Source organism: Alteromonas sp. CyTr2, assembly GCF_947311905.1.
GTDB classification, from domain to species: domain Bacteria; phylum Pseudomonadota; class Gammaproteobacteria; order Enterobacterales; family Alteromonadaceae; genus Alteromonas; species Alteromonas macleodii.
In genome coordinates this window covers 118,838-137,219 of the sequence record NZ_CAMZMZ010000004.1, presented here as the reverse complement: position 1 = coordinate 137,219, position 18,382 = coordinate 118,838, and the positions used below count along the sequence as shown (strand labels likewise).

General features: G+C 45.5%; 13 protein-coding genes. 6 read left to right on the top strand and 7 right to left on the bottom strand.

Annotated elements, in window-relative coordinates; genetic code table 11:
• Together QME20_RS04300 and QME20_RS04295 are read left to right on the top strand one after the other, a co-directional pair.
• Entirely contained in the window at positions 1-1,071 is a 1,071-nt protein-coding gene (locus tag QME20_RS04300; RefSeq protein WP_281715515.1) for a response regulator, read from the top strand.
• Positions 1,068-2,057: a sensor domain-containing diguanylate cyclase gene (locus tag QME20_RS04295; RefSeq protein ID WP_281715514.1), complete on the top strand. Its 990-nt coding sequence runs from the start codon at positions 1,068-1,070 to the stop codon at positions 2,055-2,057. The genes QME20_RS04300 and QME20_RS04295 overlap by 4 nt, the downstream gene beginning before the upstream one ends.
• Here QME20_RS04295 and QME20_RS04290 read toward each other — a convergent pair.
• The 6 genes from QME20_RS04290 to rapA form a co-directional block, all read right to left on the bottom strand.
• Positions 2,052-4,244, bottom strand: a complete 2,193-nt coding sequence (locus tag QME20_RS04290) for a response regulator (RefSeq protein WP_281715513.1) — start codon at positions 4,242-4,244, stop codon at positions 2,052-2,054. The two genes, QME20_RS04295 and QME20_RS04290, sit on opposite strands and share 6 nt — an antisense overlap.
• Before the next feature lie 79 nt (positions 4,245-4,323).
• Complete coding sequence (locus QME20_RS04285) at positions 4,324-5,670, bottom strand: MFS transporter (RefSeq protein WP_171337546.1); 1,347 nt, start codon at positions 5,668-5,670, stop codon at positions 4,324-4,326.
• Positions 5,671-5,713: 43 nt separating this feature from the next.
• Positions 5,714-6,037: a hypothetical protein gene (locus QME20_RS04280; protein ID WP_014948188.1), complete on the bottom strand. Its 324-nt coding sequence runs from the start codon at positions 6,035-6,037 to the stop codon at positions 5,714-5,716.
• Between the two features lie 142 nt (positions 6,038-6,179).
• The gene (locus tag QME20_RS04275) at positions 6,180-7,067 is read right to left on the bottom strand and encodes a DUF3530 family protein (RefSeq protein WP_168462869.1); all 888 of its coding nucleotides are present in this window, start codon (positions 7,065-7,067) and stop codon (positions 6,180-6,182) included.
• Positions 7,068-7,216: 149 nt separating this feature from the next.
• Complete coding sequence (rluA, locus tag QME20_RS04270) at positions 7,217-7,933, bottom strand: bifunctional tRNA pseudouridine(32) synthase/23S rRNA pseudouridine(746) synthase RluA (protein ID WP_168462868.1); 717 nt, start codon at positions 7,931-7,933, stop codon at positions 7,217-7,219.
• 49 nt (positions 7,934-7,982) lie between these two features.
• Positions 7,983-10,844 carry an RNA polymerase-associated protein RapA gene (rapA, locus tag QME20_RS04265; RefSeq protein WP_168462867.1) on the bottom strand — a complete coding sequence of 954 codons (2,862 nt, stop codon included), beginning with the start codon at positions 10,842-10,844 and terminating at the stop codon, positions 7,983-7,985.
• Positions 10,845-11,173: 329 nt separating this feature from the next.
• Here rapA and QME20_RS04260 point away from each other — a divergent pair, with 329 nt between their 5' ends.
• Complete coding sequence (locus QME20_RS04260) at positions 11,174-11,965, top strand: DUF4019 domain-containing protein (protein ID WP_168462866.1); 792 nt, start codon at positions 11,174-11,176, stop codon at positions 11,963-11,965.
• 1 nt (position 11,966) lies between these two features.
• On the opposite strand, the gene QME20_RS04255 is transcribed toward QME20_RS04260, so the two are convergent.
• Entirely contained in the window at positions 11,967-13,364 is a 1,398-nt protein-coding gene (locus QME20_RS04255) for a hypothetical protein (protein WP_168462865.1), read from the bottom strand.
• Between the two features lie 521 nt (positions 13,365-13,885).
• On the opposite strand from QME20_RS04255, the gene QME20_RS04250 reads away from it, so the two are divergent.
• The 3 genes from QME20_RS04250 (at position 13,886) to ccoG (ending at position 18,382) form a co-directional block, all read left to right on the top strand.
• Positions 13,886-15,283 carry a PhoH family protein gene (locus tag QME20_RS04250; RefSeq protein WP_014978266.1) on the top strand — a complete coding sequence of 466 codons (1,398 nt, stop codon included), beginning with the start codon at positions 13,886-13,888 and terminating at the stop codon, positions 15,281-15,283.
• A gap of 93 nt (positions 15,284-15,376) precedes the next feature.
• Positions 15,377-16,774 carry a PLP-dependent aminotransferase family protein gene (locus QME20_RS04245; protein ID WP_168462864.1) on the top strand — a complete coding sequence of 466 codons (1,398 nt, stop codon included), beginning with the start codon at positions 15,377-15,379 and terminating at the stop codon, positions 16,772-16,774.
• A 234-nt stretch (positions 16,775-17,008) separates the two neighbouring features.
• Positions 17,009-18,382 (top strand): cytochrome c oxidase accessory protein CcoG, encoded by a 1,374-nt coding sequence (gene ccoG / locus QME20_RS04240; protein WP_281715512.1) that lies wholly within the window; start codon positions 17,009-17,011, stop codon positions 18,380-18,382.

The following is an 18,382-nucleotide window of genomic DNA, read 5'->3' as shown; positions in this document are numbered from 1 at the left end:
ATGAGTACTCCAATATTAATATGCGACGACTCAGGTTTCGCAAGGCGCCAGATGGCGCGCAGTTTACCTGATGGGTGGGATGTAGACATCTCTTTTGCCGAAAATGGCGAGCAAGCCCTTGAGCTTATTCGCGAAGGTAAGGGAGATGTTGTGTTTCTCGATTTAAACATGCCAGTAATGGATGGCTATCAAACCATGGAAGCCATTCGTCAGCAGGATCTACCTTGTTTGGTGGTTGTCGTTTCCGGTGATGTACAAGCGCAAGCGCGAGAAAAAATGCTCGCTCTTGGTGCCGTGGATTTCATAAGAAAGCCAATTGATAACGAAAAACTCAGCCACATCCTAGCCTCTTACGGGATTTACAGTGGCGAGACACATTCTTCTGGTGCGAGCTTACAAAAAGCGCAAGACGATAGCGACTCAAATGCCGTTTTAGCCAAGCGCCAGATGAGTAAAGAAGATCAATTAGACGCATGTCGTGAAATGGTCAATATTGCCATGGGGCGCGCGGGTGAGAATCTTGCTCAACTGCTAGGTGAATTTATTGATTTGCCTATACCAAACGTCAACTTAATTGAAAGCAACGAACTGTCCATGGCGGTTGCGGAAATTAATCGTAACGACAGTGTGTCGGCAGTTTCAAAAGGCTTTATTAGTGAAGGTATAAGCGGCGAAGCGCTGGTCATTTTTACCGACACAAATTCTCAAAACATCGTTGAACTATTAAAGTATCCGCCGTCAGCTTCCTCAGACCAACTAGCGCTAGAAGCACTAATGGATGTTTCCAATATTCTTATCGGGGCCTGTTTAAACGGTTTGTCAGAGCAGTTAAATGTCGCCTTTAGCCACACGCATCCGGTGCTACTGGGGCAGCACCAAGGACTATCAACGCTTTTAAGTGATAACGTGCAGCGATGGGGCAAGCTCATGGCTATCGAAATAGGTTATGCCATTAAGGCCAGAGATATTTCCTTTGACCTGCTGTTGCTATTTCCTGGTGACGCCATGAACCATATCTATTCTCGGCTGCTCGATGATGACGCTGTCACACAAGACAAGGAAAGTATATGAATGCATCAACAGACGCACTTTCCACCGGTGCTTTAGCTAATTCTTCTCAAGTACCCGCAGAGCTTCTCGATTCCATTGAAGTAGGCATTGCAGTGCTAGACCGCAACTTCAAGGTTCAAGTGTGGAACAAGTTTCTTGAAAACCACGGTGCAAAGAAAGCGGAAGCAATCATTGGAGACAGTCTTTTTTCTCATTTCCCGGAAATAGAGGAAAAGTGGTTGAGAACCAAAGTCGACCCTGTGTTCAATTTGAAGAGCCCGGTGTTTATTATTTGGGAACAGCGCCCTTACTTGTTTAAGTTTGGTTGTAATCGCCCTGTAACCAGTGCTGCAGAGTTCATGTACCAAAATGTGACCATGTTCCCTATTGTTGATAAGCGCGGCAACGTAGAGCGGTTTTGTATGCTTGTTTACGATGTCACTGAGCAGGCGCTTGGTAAGCGTGGAATGGAGCATCTCAACGAAGAGTTGAAAACAGCGAGCCGCGTGGACGGTTTAACTGGGCTATATAATCGTCGCTACTGGCAGGAACGCTTTGATGAGATGCACAAACTTTGTGTGCGCCGAGAAAAGCCAAGTACTGCGCTTATGCTCGATATCGACCATTTTAAACGTATTAACGATACTTATGGTCATCAGGCTGGGGATAAGGTGATTAAGATGTTAGCAGCGCTAATTAAGCGCTGTGTGCGAGAAACCGACCTTGCAGGGCGCTACGGCGGAGAGGAATTTGCCATTATTCTGAATGACTCTTCGGTTGAAGATGCCAAGATAGTTGCCGAACGCATCAGACAATTAGCAAAGCGTTTAGTGGTAGAACACGAAGGTGAGTCAATAAGTTTCACTGTTAGTTTAGGTCTTGCACAATTCTCTCCTGACTTTAAAGGAGCGATGGCATGGCTTGAGTGTGCTGATCAAGCGCTTTATGAAGCAAAAGAAGACGGCCGAAATCAATATCGCATTTATGCAGCGCCTAGCGCATTATAGCGCTAGGCGTAGGGTGTTTTTGAGCTCTTGAAAGGTGACAGGCTTCACTAAGTGGTATCGAATACCTGCCTGCAGCGACGCTTCTTTATCGCTTCTGTGAGCATTCGCCGTAAGGGCGATGATTGGAAGGTCAGGGTGACCTTCTTTCATTATTTTAGCGACTTCCAAGCCATTGATATCTGGTAAGTTGATATCCAGCAGTACACAGTCAAAGGCATTTTCACTCACTCTAATAATAGCGTCGTCACCGGTGTAACTCACGGTAACTTCGTGACCCATACATTGCAGCATATACCCCACCATTTCTGCATTAATGGGCTCGTCTTCTACCAGTAACACGTTGGCCTTTTTCGTTGTTTCAACAACTCTTGCGTTACTTTCTGTGAGGTGATGGAGCGCATCTACAAACCGGTTTCTATCTATGGGTTTTACAAAGCTTTGATAGATGGGCAGTTCACTGTTTGCAATAATGTTGGCAATATCTGGGGTTGCTGACAGCACAATAACGGGCGGTACCCGTTCACCAAAAATCGCCTTGAGCGTCCTCACTAGCTCAAGACCATTCATGCCCGGCATGTACAAATCTGCAATAATGCCTGAAAACTGGAGTATTTCTTCGTGCAGATTGAGCAAGTTCGCACCAGATGAAAACGTGCGTGCGCTAAAGCCTTCTTTGGTAATAATTGATTGTAAATGCAGCCTAGATATCTCTAAATCGTCAACCACGGCGAAGGTCGCATTAGACGGCGCTGAGTTTGTAGTGGGAAGGTCCTCAATAGGCTTCAGAGGCAGTAAAATTTTAAACTCCGTACCAACTCCAACTGTACTGGTTACCTGTAGTGCACCACCCAGCTTATCAACGCTGCGTTTAGCTACAGACAAGCCAATCCCTGCCCCCGGGAAGCGTTGGGCAGTTGAGTGTTCGCCGCGATAGAAGCGTTCAAACATGCGCTTTTGCGTCGCCTCATCAATTCCTATTCCAGTATCACTAATCACAATAACGAGAAAAATCTCTTGGTTTTTCACCAAGGTTGTAACGGTGACGTCGATAAGTCCATTAGCTGTAAATTTAACGGCATTATCAAGAATGTTAACTACCACTTTAGAAAGGGCGACAGGATCCGTTTCTGCGTAATGGGGCACACTGTGACTACAGTGCATATTAAATTCGATTTTTTTGTCTTTTACGCGTACAGAAAACGGCGAGATACATTCGTCGAGCAAGCTGATTAGGTCGACGTCTGAAAAGTGCAGGTCGTCTTCAGTGTTATTGGTTAATACATCGGTAAGGTTGTTGGTAAGATTAAGAAGTCGATAGCTGGATTGTTCAGCCTGCTGAATTAGTCTGGTACGCTCTTCTTCCATGTTAGGAATAAGTTCAAGAGCACTGATAATTGCACTTATTGGCGCTCTGAATTCATGGCTAATTAGCTGCAAAAACTCTTTGTTTTGCAAATCTCTATCGTCATCTACCATGGCAACTCTCAACTTCGATTTACCAAACTTTTTAGGCGACTTGTTTGCGTTACTTTTGTAAAAAAAACATGCAATAAAATACCAAAGTACAATGACGACTGCGCCCAAAATAGTAGTGAGAAGCATCTTATTGCGCAACGCCTTAATACGCAGTAACAACGCGTTTTCTTCCGCCTGCATGGCATTGACCATAGGCAGCAGGGTAAATTGCTGCTGAATACGTTGAGTTGCATCGTCTGTCGGCAACTCAATAAGAGTATGAAGTAAATCTAGTGTGGTTTGCGCGACCTGCCGTGCAGACGCGCTATTCAATCCTTCTTTTGCTATTGCAAAGTCTCTTTCGGATAAAACGGTGGGCGAGATAGTTTGACCTGCACTACTGCGGAGGTATTCAGATATACCTTGAAGGGTGACCTGTAGCTCGCGCTTTAAAATAGTATAATTCGCGGGGCCAGAAAACGCGCTGCTCTCCACCTGAAACGTAAACTGATTGATACTAGACTCAGTGGCAAGAATATTGTCCTCTAAATAACTCTGCTGCTTTAAGGCTGCTATGAGAGCTTGTTGTTTGCTCATCAGCGCGATTAAAACCGCAATGACAACCATAGCGATCAACAGTGCTGTAACACCCACTTTTGAAAAAGTGAATGTCCGCGAAATTGATGATGATTTGCGCTGCGACTGGCCAGTGTGGTTTGAGCTCACGTTCATCCTTACTAGTAATATGCGGTAAAAATACCCATCTTAAATGTAGGCAACTAACGCTAACTTGCAAGGAAGTAGAAAAAAATTACGGTGACTCAACGCGCTTTATGTGGTGCCTAATTGAATACAAAAAGCAAAGGCTGGGAATTACCATGACTGCTGTAAGAATAAAAAACAGGCTCCAATTGCCTTCAAGACTATCTACAACAAAGCCGCTGCTAGAAGCGACCAAGGTTCTGCCCGCAACACTTAGGGAGGCCATGAGTGCGTATTGGGTTGCACTAAACGCTCGATTGCATAAGAGTGAGATAAACGCGACCATAGCAACGGTGCTCCAAGCCCCTGTAAAGCCATCGACAATAACGGTTATGGCTAAAAGAGATGTGGAAGGGCCTGTTTGCGCGATCAGTGCAAATAGTAAGTTAGACGCGGCCATGGCCACACCCGCAATCATCAATCCGCGGTAAATACCGTAGCGAATGTTAACCAATCCACCTAACAGTGAAAATACGATGGTTACCCACCAGTTGAGCAATTTTGAGTAAGTAGCGATATCGCTATTAGAAAAGCCAATTTCTTTATAAAACACGATACTCATGCGGCCTAGAAAGGCTTCACCGATTTTAAATAGAAAGATAAACAGTAAAAACGACGCCGCTAATTTAACGCCGTTTCGATTGAAAAATTCGGCGAATGGCGTGACCAGAGTAGTTTGTATCCAGTGAAAAACGGGAGACTGCTTTGTATCTTTGGCTGTTATCTTTTCAAGCAAGGCTTCGCGGTCAATTTGTGGCTCGTTCGCTAAATACGTGGCGCACATTAATAAAGCCATGAGAGCACCGAGTAAAAGATAAATGTTTGGCCAAGTCCAAGATGTCATGTCAGCCAAGAAGAACGGGATAGCACCAAGCCCGCCATAACCTGTCCACCAGCCAGCGGTGGCTACTGAAGACGCAGCTGACATGCCGTCTTTGTCGTCTTGGGCAATACAGTCAATGCGAAAACCATCGATGGCGATATCTTGCGTGGCTGAGGCAATAGCAATAAGCAAACCGACTAATGCAACATAAAACAAATCTTGGTCTGCAGTGAGTTGAGACATCACTAAACACAGCAAAACTACACAGCCTTGCATAGCGAAAATCCAACCTCGTCGTTGACCTAATAGTGGGGGCTTGATTTTGTCGACAAGCGGAGACCAGAGGAAATTAAAAGAGTATGTCGCGAAAATAATGCCGAATAAGCCGATGGCCGAGCGAGACAAACCTTCATCTTTGAGCCAAGCAGATAGCACTGAACCAATCATGATCCAAGGGAAGCCACTGGAAATGCCGAAAAGAAATATACTGAGGTATCGTTTGTCGTTAAACGTTTTTAAAGCGTTGAGCAAAACTGCGGCCTTAGGCAAGAATACAAAAGCATATTGAGCCATGAACCACAGTGAGAAGCAATAACGCGTTGAAGTGAAAGTTTTACTATGGACGAATGCCTACGCAGTCGAGTGGGCAATGACCCAAACCTTCAAGGAAATTCACGCAGTTATTTAGTTCATCTACAAGAAACTGGTCGTTAATTAGCTTATCTTCATTCCAATAATGCACTTGGTGAAGTAAATGCCAAAAAACTCGTTCTTTTTGTGTGTAGGGCTGCGTTAAGGTGTAATCAATTTGCCCCCATTCTTCCATACTATCCCAAAAGAATAGCTCGATCTCCTCGATAGGAAGCTCTCCTTGCCAAAATGCTCTCAAATAGAAACACAGCTGCTTTGCTTTGTTATCTACGAAATCTTGAACACTCACAAGTAACTCAACCGTTTATGTTTGCTAAAAGTATTATAGTTCATAACAATCTTACTGCTTAGGACAGAGGCTTGCTATTTACACCATTAAATTTAGGTAATTGTTTTGGATACTAATTTAGCGTAATCGGTAAATTATCGAATTACCAGCCTAGGTGGCGAGTCCAACCAATAGTACTATTTGCAACTATCTGAATATGAGGGGGTTTCTGAAACTCCTTTATACTAAAGGCTAATAAATTGCTGGGGATAATTATTTGCCGATAGTGCATTTTTAGTGCGTTTTTTGCGCTAATCTTTCGTTTTTGCGTGGTACTGTTCGCCCAATCGTTAAATCCACTTAGTGACAGATCCAATATTGGAAAGCTGGACTGCGCTATATTATCTATAACTAATGTATTCGTTGATTCTTCTGGCCAAAAAGGTGAAATGGCTACGAAAGTGTCTGGATGAAGTTGAGGCTGTTGCTCTACGACGGACAAGTAAGTTGTGGCCAGCATGCCTTGTGCAATGACCATACGGTAGCCTGAATTGTCTTGTAAATAATTATTCAATGCATTGAGTTGTAAACTCAGTGCTGAAGTTGCTGATTCGAAATTGAGATACTGCGTAAGTTGATTACTTCTGGGGTGGATATTTTGGGCTGACATAGACGTATTTTCAGAGTCTGATTTGTCGGTGTTTGTAGATTCAGCAGGTAGGTTCTGCTGGGAAGTGACATTGACCGGCAAATTAAACGGACTTATCACTACATTCCAGCCTTTTTCTGCAAGCATGTTGGCAAGGCTATTTCCCTGCGCGAGCGTAAGGCTAGAGGGAAAAGGCTCGGTGAGTATGATAGCCACACCCAAAGGTAATGGTGTTTGCGCTTCAATTTCAATAATTGGGGATTCAACTTCTCCAATCATCAAAGGTTTCACTTCTCCAGGCAGATAGGCGTGACTAACATCTGTGAAAAAGTCACAGTGAGCTGTCATAGGCAATAGCGAAACAATAACAGCAAATGTTAAAAGGAGAGCGTGCCTTTTCATAAAATGTGGTTTGCCTTTACCTTAATCTGGATCTATTCAGCTTTGACAGCATCAAATTAATTCGTACATCAAGCGTATACGAAGGTTATCGGCAGGGTGCGTTAAAACTAAAATGGAGTCTATTGATAAAGTTGAGTAGCGTTAGAACGCTACTCAATACTTTCTGAGAGCGGCTTTGGGCAAAACGGACTAAAAGGGATGGCGACATTAAAGTGCAGCCAATGCCCAAGTGTCGGGTGCGAAAGACTCAAGCTTTCAGCATGAAGCTGTAAACGAGGCGCCATGGATAACGCTTCTTCATGGGCATAGAGTCTATCTCCCAAAATAGGGTGACCCAAAGCAAGCATATGTACTCGCAGTTGGTGAGAGCGACCGGTAATAGGATAAAGGGCAACGAGAGAATAGGGTCGCTCTTTTTCATCCAGTGTGCGCTCAATGACGTCAAAGTGCGTTACGGCTTTTTTACCGCGCTCGAAGTCTACCATTTGCTTTGGCCTGTTTGGCCAGTCGCAAATAAGGGGAAGGTTAACCTCTCCGCTGTCTTGTTCTACATGCCCATGAACACGTGCGAAGTAGCGCTTTTTAGTTTGACGTAACTCAAACTGTTTCGAGATATGGCGATGGCTATCTTTATTAAGCGCCAGCACCAAAATACCCGAAGTCGCCATGTCTAAGCGATGCACTACTGTGGCGGTGGGATACACACGTTTCACTCGGCTAATCAACGAGTCGCGGTGCTCTAATGCTTTGCCCGGAACGCTCAATAGCCCGCTAGGTTTATGCGCAACCACTATGTCCTCATCTTGATACAAAATATCAAGATAAGGTGTCATCGGTGGGTTATAAACAAAACTTGGGTTCGCCATTATGTACTCGTTACTTCACAGTCGCTTTTGAATGTTTAACCTTTCGAGGTTACGGGTTATTTACCACAATACGAATGGCGTCCAGCTGAACATCTGCATCCTGAATAACTTTATCAAGGGCGTTCATTTGTGTTTCAATAAACTCAATTTCGCTGTCACGTACTGCTGGGTTACGCTTTTGAAGATCGCGCAAGCGCTGTATTTCTTCGTTAAGCGTGCTGTGCATGCTGTTAAGTGCGTCGTGCTGCTTTTGGTTAGCTTGCTGATGGGCAAGCTTACGCGCCTTTTCAATGGCAAGCTCAAGCGGCTGTTGCAAGGCTTTTAGAAGCTGAGCCGAGATCTTACGTCCAATTTTACGTTTAACGTCGAAGCTCAATTCAGACGGGTTTCCTTGCGCATCTAAACACACTCGCACGGGCGTTTGAGGTAAGAAGCGGCCCAACTGAAGCGCTTTAGGCGCTTGCGCCTGCAGCACAAACAGCGCTTCAACCCAATAAGCGCCTTTTGGCAAAGATGGCTCGGCAATGAAGCCCATGCTGCTCTTTCCGTGTACGTCGGTGAGTACTACGTCCATGGCGGTATGCACAAGTGGATGATCCCAACTTAAAAACTGCACGTTTTCTAGCGTGGTGGCAACACGGCGCTTGTAAGTAACCGTCATGCCTTCTGGGTCAAGACCTGGAAGCTGGCTCACCATCGATTCAGTTGGCATAAGAATAAAGCAGTCATTGCCTTTTTCGTCCTGCTGAACACCAATAGCATCGAAAACGCGACCCATAAAGCGCGACAAATCTTGTTCGCTATCAAGGGTAATAATGTCTTCAAGCAGTTGTTCTACGCGGCCCTCTCCCGAAGCATTAAGCTCTAGAAGACGATCGCGACCGGCTTCAAGCTGCGCTACGAGCTGGCTATTAAGCGTAACACTCATGTTCACTAGCTCGTCACGCGCGCTCATATCGTCAGGGTGTAAGCATGCACCAATAAGCAGAGGCTTAACGTCGTCGAATACACCAGAGCCCGTGGGGCAGGTCTTTTCGAAGGCATTCAGCCCTTCGTGATACCAATCTAGTAATACGTGCTGCGCGGTTTTCGCTAAATACGGCACGTGAATTTGTACGGTTTGGGTTTGGCCAATACGGTCAAGACGACCAATACGTTGTTCAAGCAGATCTGGCGTGATAGGCAAATCGAATAGCACCAAATGGTGGGCGAACTGGAAGTTACGACCTTCGCTACCAATTTCACTACACAGTAGAATTTGTGCGCCGTCTTCCTCATCAGCAAAATAATGGGCCGCCTTGTCGCGCTCAACAATGCTCATGCCTTCGTGGAATACACTGTGGCGAATACCGGTTTGCGTGCGAATAACCTCACCTAACTCTTGTGCAGTACGGGCGCTTGCGCAAATAAGCAGAATCTTTTCTGGCTTAACGCTTTGCATGAAATCAAGCAGCCATTCAACGCGCGGGTCTTGCTTGGTCCAGCTGTTAACCACGCTTGCCATACGTTCAGGATACAGTGAATAGGTTAAGTCGCCGCCGCTCACGGCATCTGAATAAACCTCAGGCAAAGCCAGTTCGTAAGCGCTTAATTTACGCATCGGAAAGCCTTCGATATTGGCGCGGCGGTTTCTAAACAGCATACGGCCTGTGCCGTGACAATCGATAAGTTGGTGCAGCAGCGCATGGCGATTTTCCGGCGAGCTTAAATCACCCACATGTTCCATTACGTCAGGCGCGAATTCTGCGAGTTTGCTGCGTTGCTTGTCGTTAGGCTCGGCGTCTGAAAGTAATGGCGCTACCGCATCGGCCAGTTGGCTGTATTTCGATTCTTCATCTAAGAATGCATCGTAGCTATGGAAGCGAGCCGGGTCGAGCAGGCGCAAGCGGGCAAAGTGGCTTTCGTGACCAAGTTGATCAGGCGTTGCGGTAAGCAGTAATACGCCTGGCGTTTGGTTTGCCAGCGCTTCCACACACAAGTATTCGGCAGAGGGAGCCTCACTTGACCACGCAAGGTGATGGGCTTCATCGACAACCATTAAATCCCATCCTGCAGCTTGAATTTGCTGCTGGCGTTTTTCGCTCTTGCTTAGGAAGTCGATACTACAAAGTACTAGCTGGTCGTTTTCAAATGGATTCACAGCGCTCGCGTCAGATGTTTCGTCATCTTGTAAGCCTTCGCTCTTCTCTATAGCCTCGCAACGACTTTCATCGTAAATGGCAAAAGGAAGGTTAACGCGACGAAGCATTTCAACTAACCATTGGTGCATGAGCGAGTCTGGAACCAAAATAAGCACGCGCTCTGCGCGGCCTGTTTTAAGCTGCTGGTGAATAATCAACGCGGCTTCAATGGTTTTACCAAGACCTACTTCATCGGCAAGTAATACGCGAGGTGCGTGTCTGCCGCCTACCTCTGACGCAATGTGGAGTTGGTGCGGAATAAGCGATATGCGCGCACCTGCAAGACCAATGGTGTTTGAACGTAAGTAATCGTATTGATGATCTAAAGCACGCTCGCGCAAATCGAACCATTTAGGGTTGTCTAATTGCTGACTGAACAGGCGCTTTTCAGGTTGGTTCAAGCGAATATGGCTGTCTAGCATGGTTTCAGGTAATCGCGCTTGCGCTTTGGTGTCTTCGCGAAGCCCGTGATAGATGAAAAGATCTTGGCTTTCTTCTTTTTCAGTAATGGTCATTTCCCAGCCGTCTTGGCTTTTGACCGTTTCGCCAATTTCAAAAATTAGTCGCGTAAGCGGCGCATCTTGCTTAGTATACTTTCGCGCTTCGCCTGTTGCTGGATACAACACTTCGACAGAACGGAAGTCGCTACCAATAACGACACCTAACCCCAGCTCTATTTCTGTGTTGCTTAACCAACGCTGACCAACTGAAAATTGACTATCTGAACTCATAAATCACCAACCTATTTTTCGGGGGGCGGTATTGTACGCATTGCGTTGTGATAAGTCATTAATACTAGCTCATTTGATTTGCGGTTGCAGGTGGGGGGATTGAGTACCTATGCCCTGCGTTAACAAGACGATTAGCACTAGTAGGCCTTCTTTGCTTCACAACGAGAATGCTGGTAGCAAAAGAATAAGAACGTTAACGTGCCCATCAGGCTTGCTTTGTCACAGGGTTGGCGTAAAACTGTCGTATCACTGACCATGGATATTTCTTACTGTTAACCGCGTTACGTTTTTAACGTATGTGAAGCGCAGCTAACAGGAGGAAGCGCGAGATGGATATGAAAGTAGACAGTCAAAAGCTTATACAACTTCGCAATGCTAGGGCATGGAGTCAGCAGCATCTGGCAGATGTGTCTGGATTGAGTTTGCGTACTATTCAGCGAATTGAGAAAACACAATCTGCTTCACACGATTCAATAGGCGCACTTGCTTCAGTTTTCGAAACGACGCCCGATGCGCTTTTAATGGGTGAAACCCATGCCACTACAAGTCATGCTCAAGGGCAGCCAACCTCGCAAACTTCTACTGCGGGCGAGAATGCCGCAGCTCATCATTCAATTAAGCTGCAGGGTGACCGGCGAACGTCGTTGAATCCCCAACATGTTCTTTGGATCACGCTAGCGCTCGCCATCAGTTTGTTTGCTGCTATTTATTATGCGCAAACGGTCAATGCGAACAATGGTAGCAACCAAGTAATTGAAGCTGGCAAGCCAGTTAATGTCAGTAGCGAAGTCCTTGAAGGTGCAACAAGCTGGCTGGAACTTATCGACAGCGGTGAATATGAACAAAGCTGGAAAGAGAGTGGGGCTATTTTTAGAAGCGGTATTTCAATCGCTAAATGGACCGAGGCGATGCAGCTAGTCAGGGAGCCATTGGGGGCGGCCAAGTCGAGGGAAATCGCGTTAGCACAAGCGCCAACTTCACTGCCTGGATTGCCTAAAGAAAACTACCTGATTTTGTCGTTCACCACTGACTTTGATTCCCAGACCACAATGAAAGTAGAGACCCTTTCTATGGTGGAAGTTGATGGCGAATATAAAGCAATAGGCTACTTCATTAAGTAGCCTACTCAGGTAACTGGTACAAAGTTTCAATTCCTTGAATGGCTTTGAAAGCATCATCGCTCGTTGCATTGTTGATGGCTTTGATAAGTTCAGGTGCATTGTAGGGTTCTAACAAGGTTAAGAACGTCGCTGTGCCAGGCGGCATGCCACTATTCACTGCTTTTTGAAGTCGCTTCCATACGGTGAACAGCGACTCCTCACCTAACGTTTTTTGTTGCACCACGCTATCGATGGCGCGGTGCATTATCATCCCGCATGAATAATAAAGATTGAAGTGCCCGTTTTTATAAGCACGAGCCAGCGTTGTCTGCGCCAGACCTTCAGTACAGCTCTCGAAAGCGCGGGTCATTCGGCTTTCAACGTAGCTATTGGCGTCTTCGTAGAGGAAGTTCATGGCGATTGCCGCAAAGTAGTCGGCGTTGCCCTCGTGCAGCCAAGACTGCTCCTCGTTTTCTGATACACCTTCGGTACTGCCGGGCTGATATAAATGGGCGACTTCGTGAGCAAAGAACCAAAGTGTTTGGTTAACAAAGCTGCTGTTATCGGCCTGCTCATTTAAGTCTTGTCTGTTCCAATGCATAAATATCTGGTTAGGTAGTGTGCCGCCTTGTGTAGAGTGATCATCTACGTTTGCATAAGAGGCAAATAACATGGGCTTTTCGCCCTTAAGCGGATTAAGAGAATGGGAGAAAAATGCCATTATGTTGGGTATATCTTCTTCTAGCGAAGCTTTAATGCTTTCAGGAAGCCCGGGATCAATTAGGGCAACCACATCATCGGTAATAATTGGCTGTTGCTTACCCACATACACGACTCTTCCATCATTGTTATCTGTCCACGACACGCTGCTTTTCATTACTTTGCCATTCAACAATATGTGTTCATCACTGGGAACATTGAGTGTCAGGTGCCATTTATTATCTTCTTCAGTACAGGCATTAGCACAAGCAAACAGTCGCCCAGAGTGAAAGGCATTTCCACCATCAGAAAAAGGAGAAAATGGTGCGTAATCTTTACCCAAATGTTTATAGGTGGGCGTCAGTAAAAATGACACGGTAGAGAGGGACTTGCCTGACTTCGAGCGCACAAGTTCTTGGTGTTTGGTGTCATCAAAGACGATTTCTATGTCGTTGTCTTGCGCGAACCAACGTGTTGTTCTTGATGTATCTGGGTTTCTAACAAAAGCCAGCGTTTTGGCTGGCGTAGTTAATGTGTAAGTGACTACCCATTTTTCAGACGTATCAGCCGTGCTTTTCTCAACCTTGATTAGAATAGTAGAAGGGGAAGAATCATTGAGCGCTTGGCTATTCGCCCATGCAATTTCAACGTTAAAGCACGCCAGTAGCGCTAACGTCACGCTTATGGCCGTTTTTATTTTTGTGATGTTAAGCCAATTCATAGCTGATCTTTCCCTGAGTGTTATTAATTTAAACGCATCCACTTTATTGAGGTGTTGTGGCATTGGGTTAGCACCCGTGTTTAATTCACCGCTTCAACAAATACACCTTAGCCTATTTGGGTATTAAAAACGCAACTAAAGCTGCGCTAACTGTAGTTAAAGTGTGAGCATTTGTTACGAACCAAGTATGCCAGTTTCTTGTTAATGCAGAATGGGAGCGCTGTGCTATCTCATATTACGTGAAGGGACTGCTCTTCGCTTATCACTTGCTCTAACGAAAAATAAAAAAGAAAAAACAGTGCTAAATCTCAAAAACTGGATTATGGTGGAATTAAGGGTTCGCTAATTTAATAAACGAACCTTTGAGGCAGAAAGAGTAGTACTGCTTCTCAGTCGACGCGAGTAGGGGAAGAAGTCCTGTTTCGAGCGGCATTCTCCTACAACCGTAACTGTAGCTTGTTAGCGCGTGCGTTCATAAATGAACAATACGTCTAACTTGGCTTTATTTACCGGAGTGAAGGATGCCAAGAAAAAATTCTACCGATACTAAGATTTACGTCCTCGATACCAATATTCTGCTGCACGAACCTCACGCTTTTCTCTCCTTTAAAGAACATGACGTTGTTATTCCAATGACCGTATTGGAAGAGCTCGACTACATCAAAGACAGCAAAAAAGACGTGGCGCGTGATGCACGGGTATCCATTCGGGCAATGGAGGATTTACTCCACGACGCAACGCCAGAAGATATGCTAGCGGGTGTATCGATGGAAGGGTTGGGCGCGGGTCAAACGGCACCTACAGGGAGTCTATCTATATTCGCCGACCTCAACATGGTTGAGGCTCAGCAAGTGTTTACCAGCAACGAGAATGACAACCGCATTATTAACGTAGCGCTGCACTTGCAAAAGACGTTCGCGCCGCAAAAAGTGGTGTTGGTTACCAAAGACTTAAACATGCGCCTTAAAGCGAAAGGGGCAGGCCTCGCTCATGTTGAAGACTACCGCACCGACCAGCTAATTACTGACATCAAATATCTATCTCGCGGGTTTCATACCTTTGAAGGTAATTTTTGGGACAGCGTAAAAAGCGTGGATAGCCGCAGCGAAGGGCGCGACACCATTCACACTATCCCCAAGTCTATGTTGCCAGAAGCGTATGTAAACGAGTTTTTGCTCGACGAAACTAAACAGTTTGCAGGTTTAGTAGAAGAGATCACCGACGATCATTTAGAGGTGCTGGATTTAGGCTATGAACGCTTGATGGGTCGTCATGCCTGGGGCATCACACCCAAAAATATAGGGCAGGCCATGGCGCTTCATGCGCTGCTAGACCCACACATTGATATGGTTATTCTCACAGGCCCTGCCGGTAGTGGTAAAACGCTCCTTGCGTTAGCGGCGGCCCTTGAAATGGTGGTAGAGCGTAACATGTATGACAAAATCATTGTCACGCGAAGCACGCCGGAAATTGCTGAGTCGATTGGTTTTTTACCGGGGACGGAAGAAGAAAAAATGTTGCCTTGGTTGGCAGCAATTACCGATTCTTTGGAAGTACTCCACAAGCACGACGAAAATACCAAAGGTTCTATGAATTACATCATGGAAAAAGCCAACATTCAGTACAAGTCGGTAAACTTTATGCGAGGCCGAAGTATTCAAAATGCGATTGTGATTTTGGATGAGTCGCAGAACTTAACCGCGTCACAGCTTAAAACCATCATCACACGCTGCGGTGAAGGAACAAAGCTGATAGTGGGCGGTAACTTGGCGCAGATTGACAGTAACTATCTGAGCGCAGTGACATCGGGGCTTACTTACTTGGTTGAGAAATTTAAAGACTTCTCGGGCAGTGCCACTATAAACCTAGACGGCGTGGTAAGAAGTCGTCTTGCGAGTTTTGCTGAAGAAAATCTTTAACCTAAGATAACGCGTAAATTGGTAGTATTGTTTTTATAACAGAATACTGTTCTCACTGTTATACTCCGCTGGTGGGAACTATCGGAGTATAACGTGGCTAAATACGAAGTTTTAGCTCACCAACTTAAAGAGCAGATTGAGCGTGGCGTGTGGGTAGAAAATGAAAAGCTCCCATCGCTTCGCAAACAGGCAGCACAAACAGGCTTCAGCCTAATGACAGTACTGCACGCCTATCAGATGTTAGAAAGCCAAGGCATAGTCAGCTCCCAAGAACGTTCGGGCTTTCTGGTAACAGCTAAAGCGAGCAATGCCTCAAAAGAACGTGTACAGGCCACAGAAGCCGTCAGCATTAACGACTTTGTATATGAAGTGCTGCAGGCCTCTCGCGACCCCCACATGTTCAGTTTAGGATTTGCTTACCCCGACCCAAGCCTTTATCCAAGGCAACATTTAAATAAGTCTATTGCAGCTGCCGCCCAGCAAATTTCCTTGACCAGCGCCATGGATAATTTGCCTCCAGGTAACATGGACCTTAGAAAAATCATCGCTAAGCGCTATGCCGCCAAAGGCGTGAATATATCGCCTGATGAAATCATTATTACCGCTGGTGCGCTAGAGGCGCTGAACTTGAGTTTGCAGGCATGCACCACACCAGGAGACTGGGTGGTGGTCGAGTCGCCGGTGTTTTACGGAACGCTGCAGGCGCTTCAACGTTTAGGTCTAAAAGCGATTACTGTAACGGTATCACCCAACACTGGCCTGGATGTAGCTGCACTTGAGCGCGCATTTAAAAATCATAATGTGAAAGCCTGCTGGCTTATGAGCAACTTTCAAAATCCTGTTGGATACTCATTGAGTGACGGTCAAAAACAGCAGGTGGCCGCGTTACTCGATAAGTATAATGTTGCCCTTATTGAAGATGATGTGTATGCCGAGCTTTATGCTGATAAGCGTCCACCTCTGCCAATTAAGTATTTTATGAAAGAGGGAGATAGCATGTTGTGTTCATCGTTCTCCAAGTCTTTAGTGGCAGGGTACAGAATAGGGTGGGTCGCCGCAGGTAAGCGTGCCCTTGAAATACAAAAACAGCAGCTTATGAGTACATTGGCAACCAGTGCGCCGATACAGCTTGCGCTTGTAGACTATTTATCCACAAAAAATTACGAGTCTCATTTAAAGCAGCTGCGAAAAAAACTCATCGCTCGTAAGAAGACGATAACGGCGCTGCTTACCGACCTTCTATCAGACGTTGCGACTATTCATACACATAGCGGCGGCTATTTTTTGTGGGTGGAATGCCGGGGGCATGTTGATGCAATGGCTATTTATAAAGAAGCGTTGCGTTTACACATCACCATTGCGCCAGGAAAACTGTTTAGCTTAACCAATGAGTTTAACCATTGTTTTCGTTTAAATGCATCGTTTGCTCTGAATGAAGCGAAGCGCAATCAACTGCTTAAGCTTTCGCTATTTATAAAAAGTCTTTCATAAATAACGCGTTATCACTCTGTGTAACGCAAACCGTAGTTTTTGCACATTATGTATAGGGTGCAGGTTTGAAATAAGAAAAACATCCACCTTAAAAATCTGCGACTTCAAAGCCTACGCCTTAAATATCTACGCCTTAAAAACTATTGCAACTGATCTATAAAGAAAGCCCTAATCTGTTTCTATTTTAACGGCCTTAAATCCCTACCATTAGCGCAAAATTTTCGGAGAAAGCTAATGACGGCAGTTAAAATTCGGCAAGAAGACATCATTGCTTGTACACCCGTAGAAAGCAAAAAAATCTATATCCGTGAGGAAACTGGGCACTTTCAAAAAATACGTCGATACTTGAATGTAGTATTAGTGACGCTGTTTGTTGCGCTCCCCTTTATTCAATACCAAGGACAGCAGGCGATTTTGTTTGATGTGGGGCGTCAAACCCTCACGCTTTTTGCATGGGTCTTGTATCCACAAGACCTCATGATTTTTGCCTTTCTGTTTATTCTTGCGGCTTTTGTTTTGTTTTTAGTCACCCGTCATTACGGGCGAGTATGGTGTGGCTTTACTTGCCCTCAAACCGTATGGACTCTCGCTTTCAATTGGGTAGAGCGCCGTATTGAAGGTACGCACAATCAAAGCAAGGCTTTAGATAAGCAGCCTAGCTCACTAACAAAAGTAGTCGTGAAGGGGGCAAAACACAGTGCATGGTTGGCATTAAGCCTTATTACTGCGCTGGTTTTTATGTCCTACTTCTATCCGGCATCTCGTCTATATACGGAGTTTTTCACTTTCTCTGCGCCTGCGTTAATTTCAGGCTGGACAATGTTCTTTGCCGTTTGCACTTATGCCAATGCCGGTTGGCTTCGAGAGAAAATGTGCACGCACATGTGCCCCTATTCTCGCTTTCAAGCTGCGATGTTTGATAACAGTACGTCATTGGTTACTTACAACGAAACGAGAGGAGAAAGTCGCGGACCAAGGAAGCGTTTTTCACAGCACAAAGACTTGGGCGATTGTGTGGATTGTAATTTGTGCGTTCAAGTCTGCCCAGCAGGCATAGATATTCGTGAAGGAATTCAGTACGAGTGCATTAACTGTGGCCTGTGTATTGACGCATGCGACAAGGTCATGGCCAAATTTGGCTATCCGCTCAAACTTATCAATTTTTCGCGAGCCGGCAGGAATTCTGGGCGTAAATTCACTAACTATCTTTACGGCGCCGCAATCATTGCCATACTGCTCGCAATGGGCGAGTGGGCTATCGACAGGCAGGACTTCGTAGCTTCAATTAGCCGTGACCGCAACGCGCTTTACAGAGAGAACAACGCGGGACACATTGAAAACACTTATACGTTAACCGTTTTAAATAAATCCCGCGTGGCCAAAACCTATGAAATTGCTATAGAAACGCCATCAGATATGCAGCTTATTAACGTACCGACTATAAACGTAGCACCAGGCGAAAAGCGAAATGTGCCGTTTTCAGTTGAAGCATTGTCGCCAATGGCTAATACCATGCAATCTGTTAGCTTTGTTATTATCGATAAATCTACCAACAGTGTGATTGGCAATGAAGTGATGTTCTATTCAGGGAATAACAGGCAAATGTAG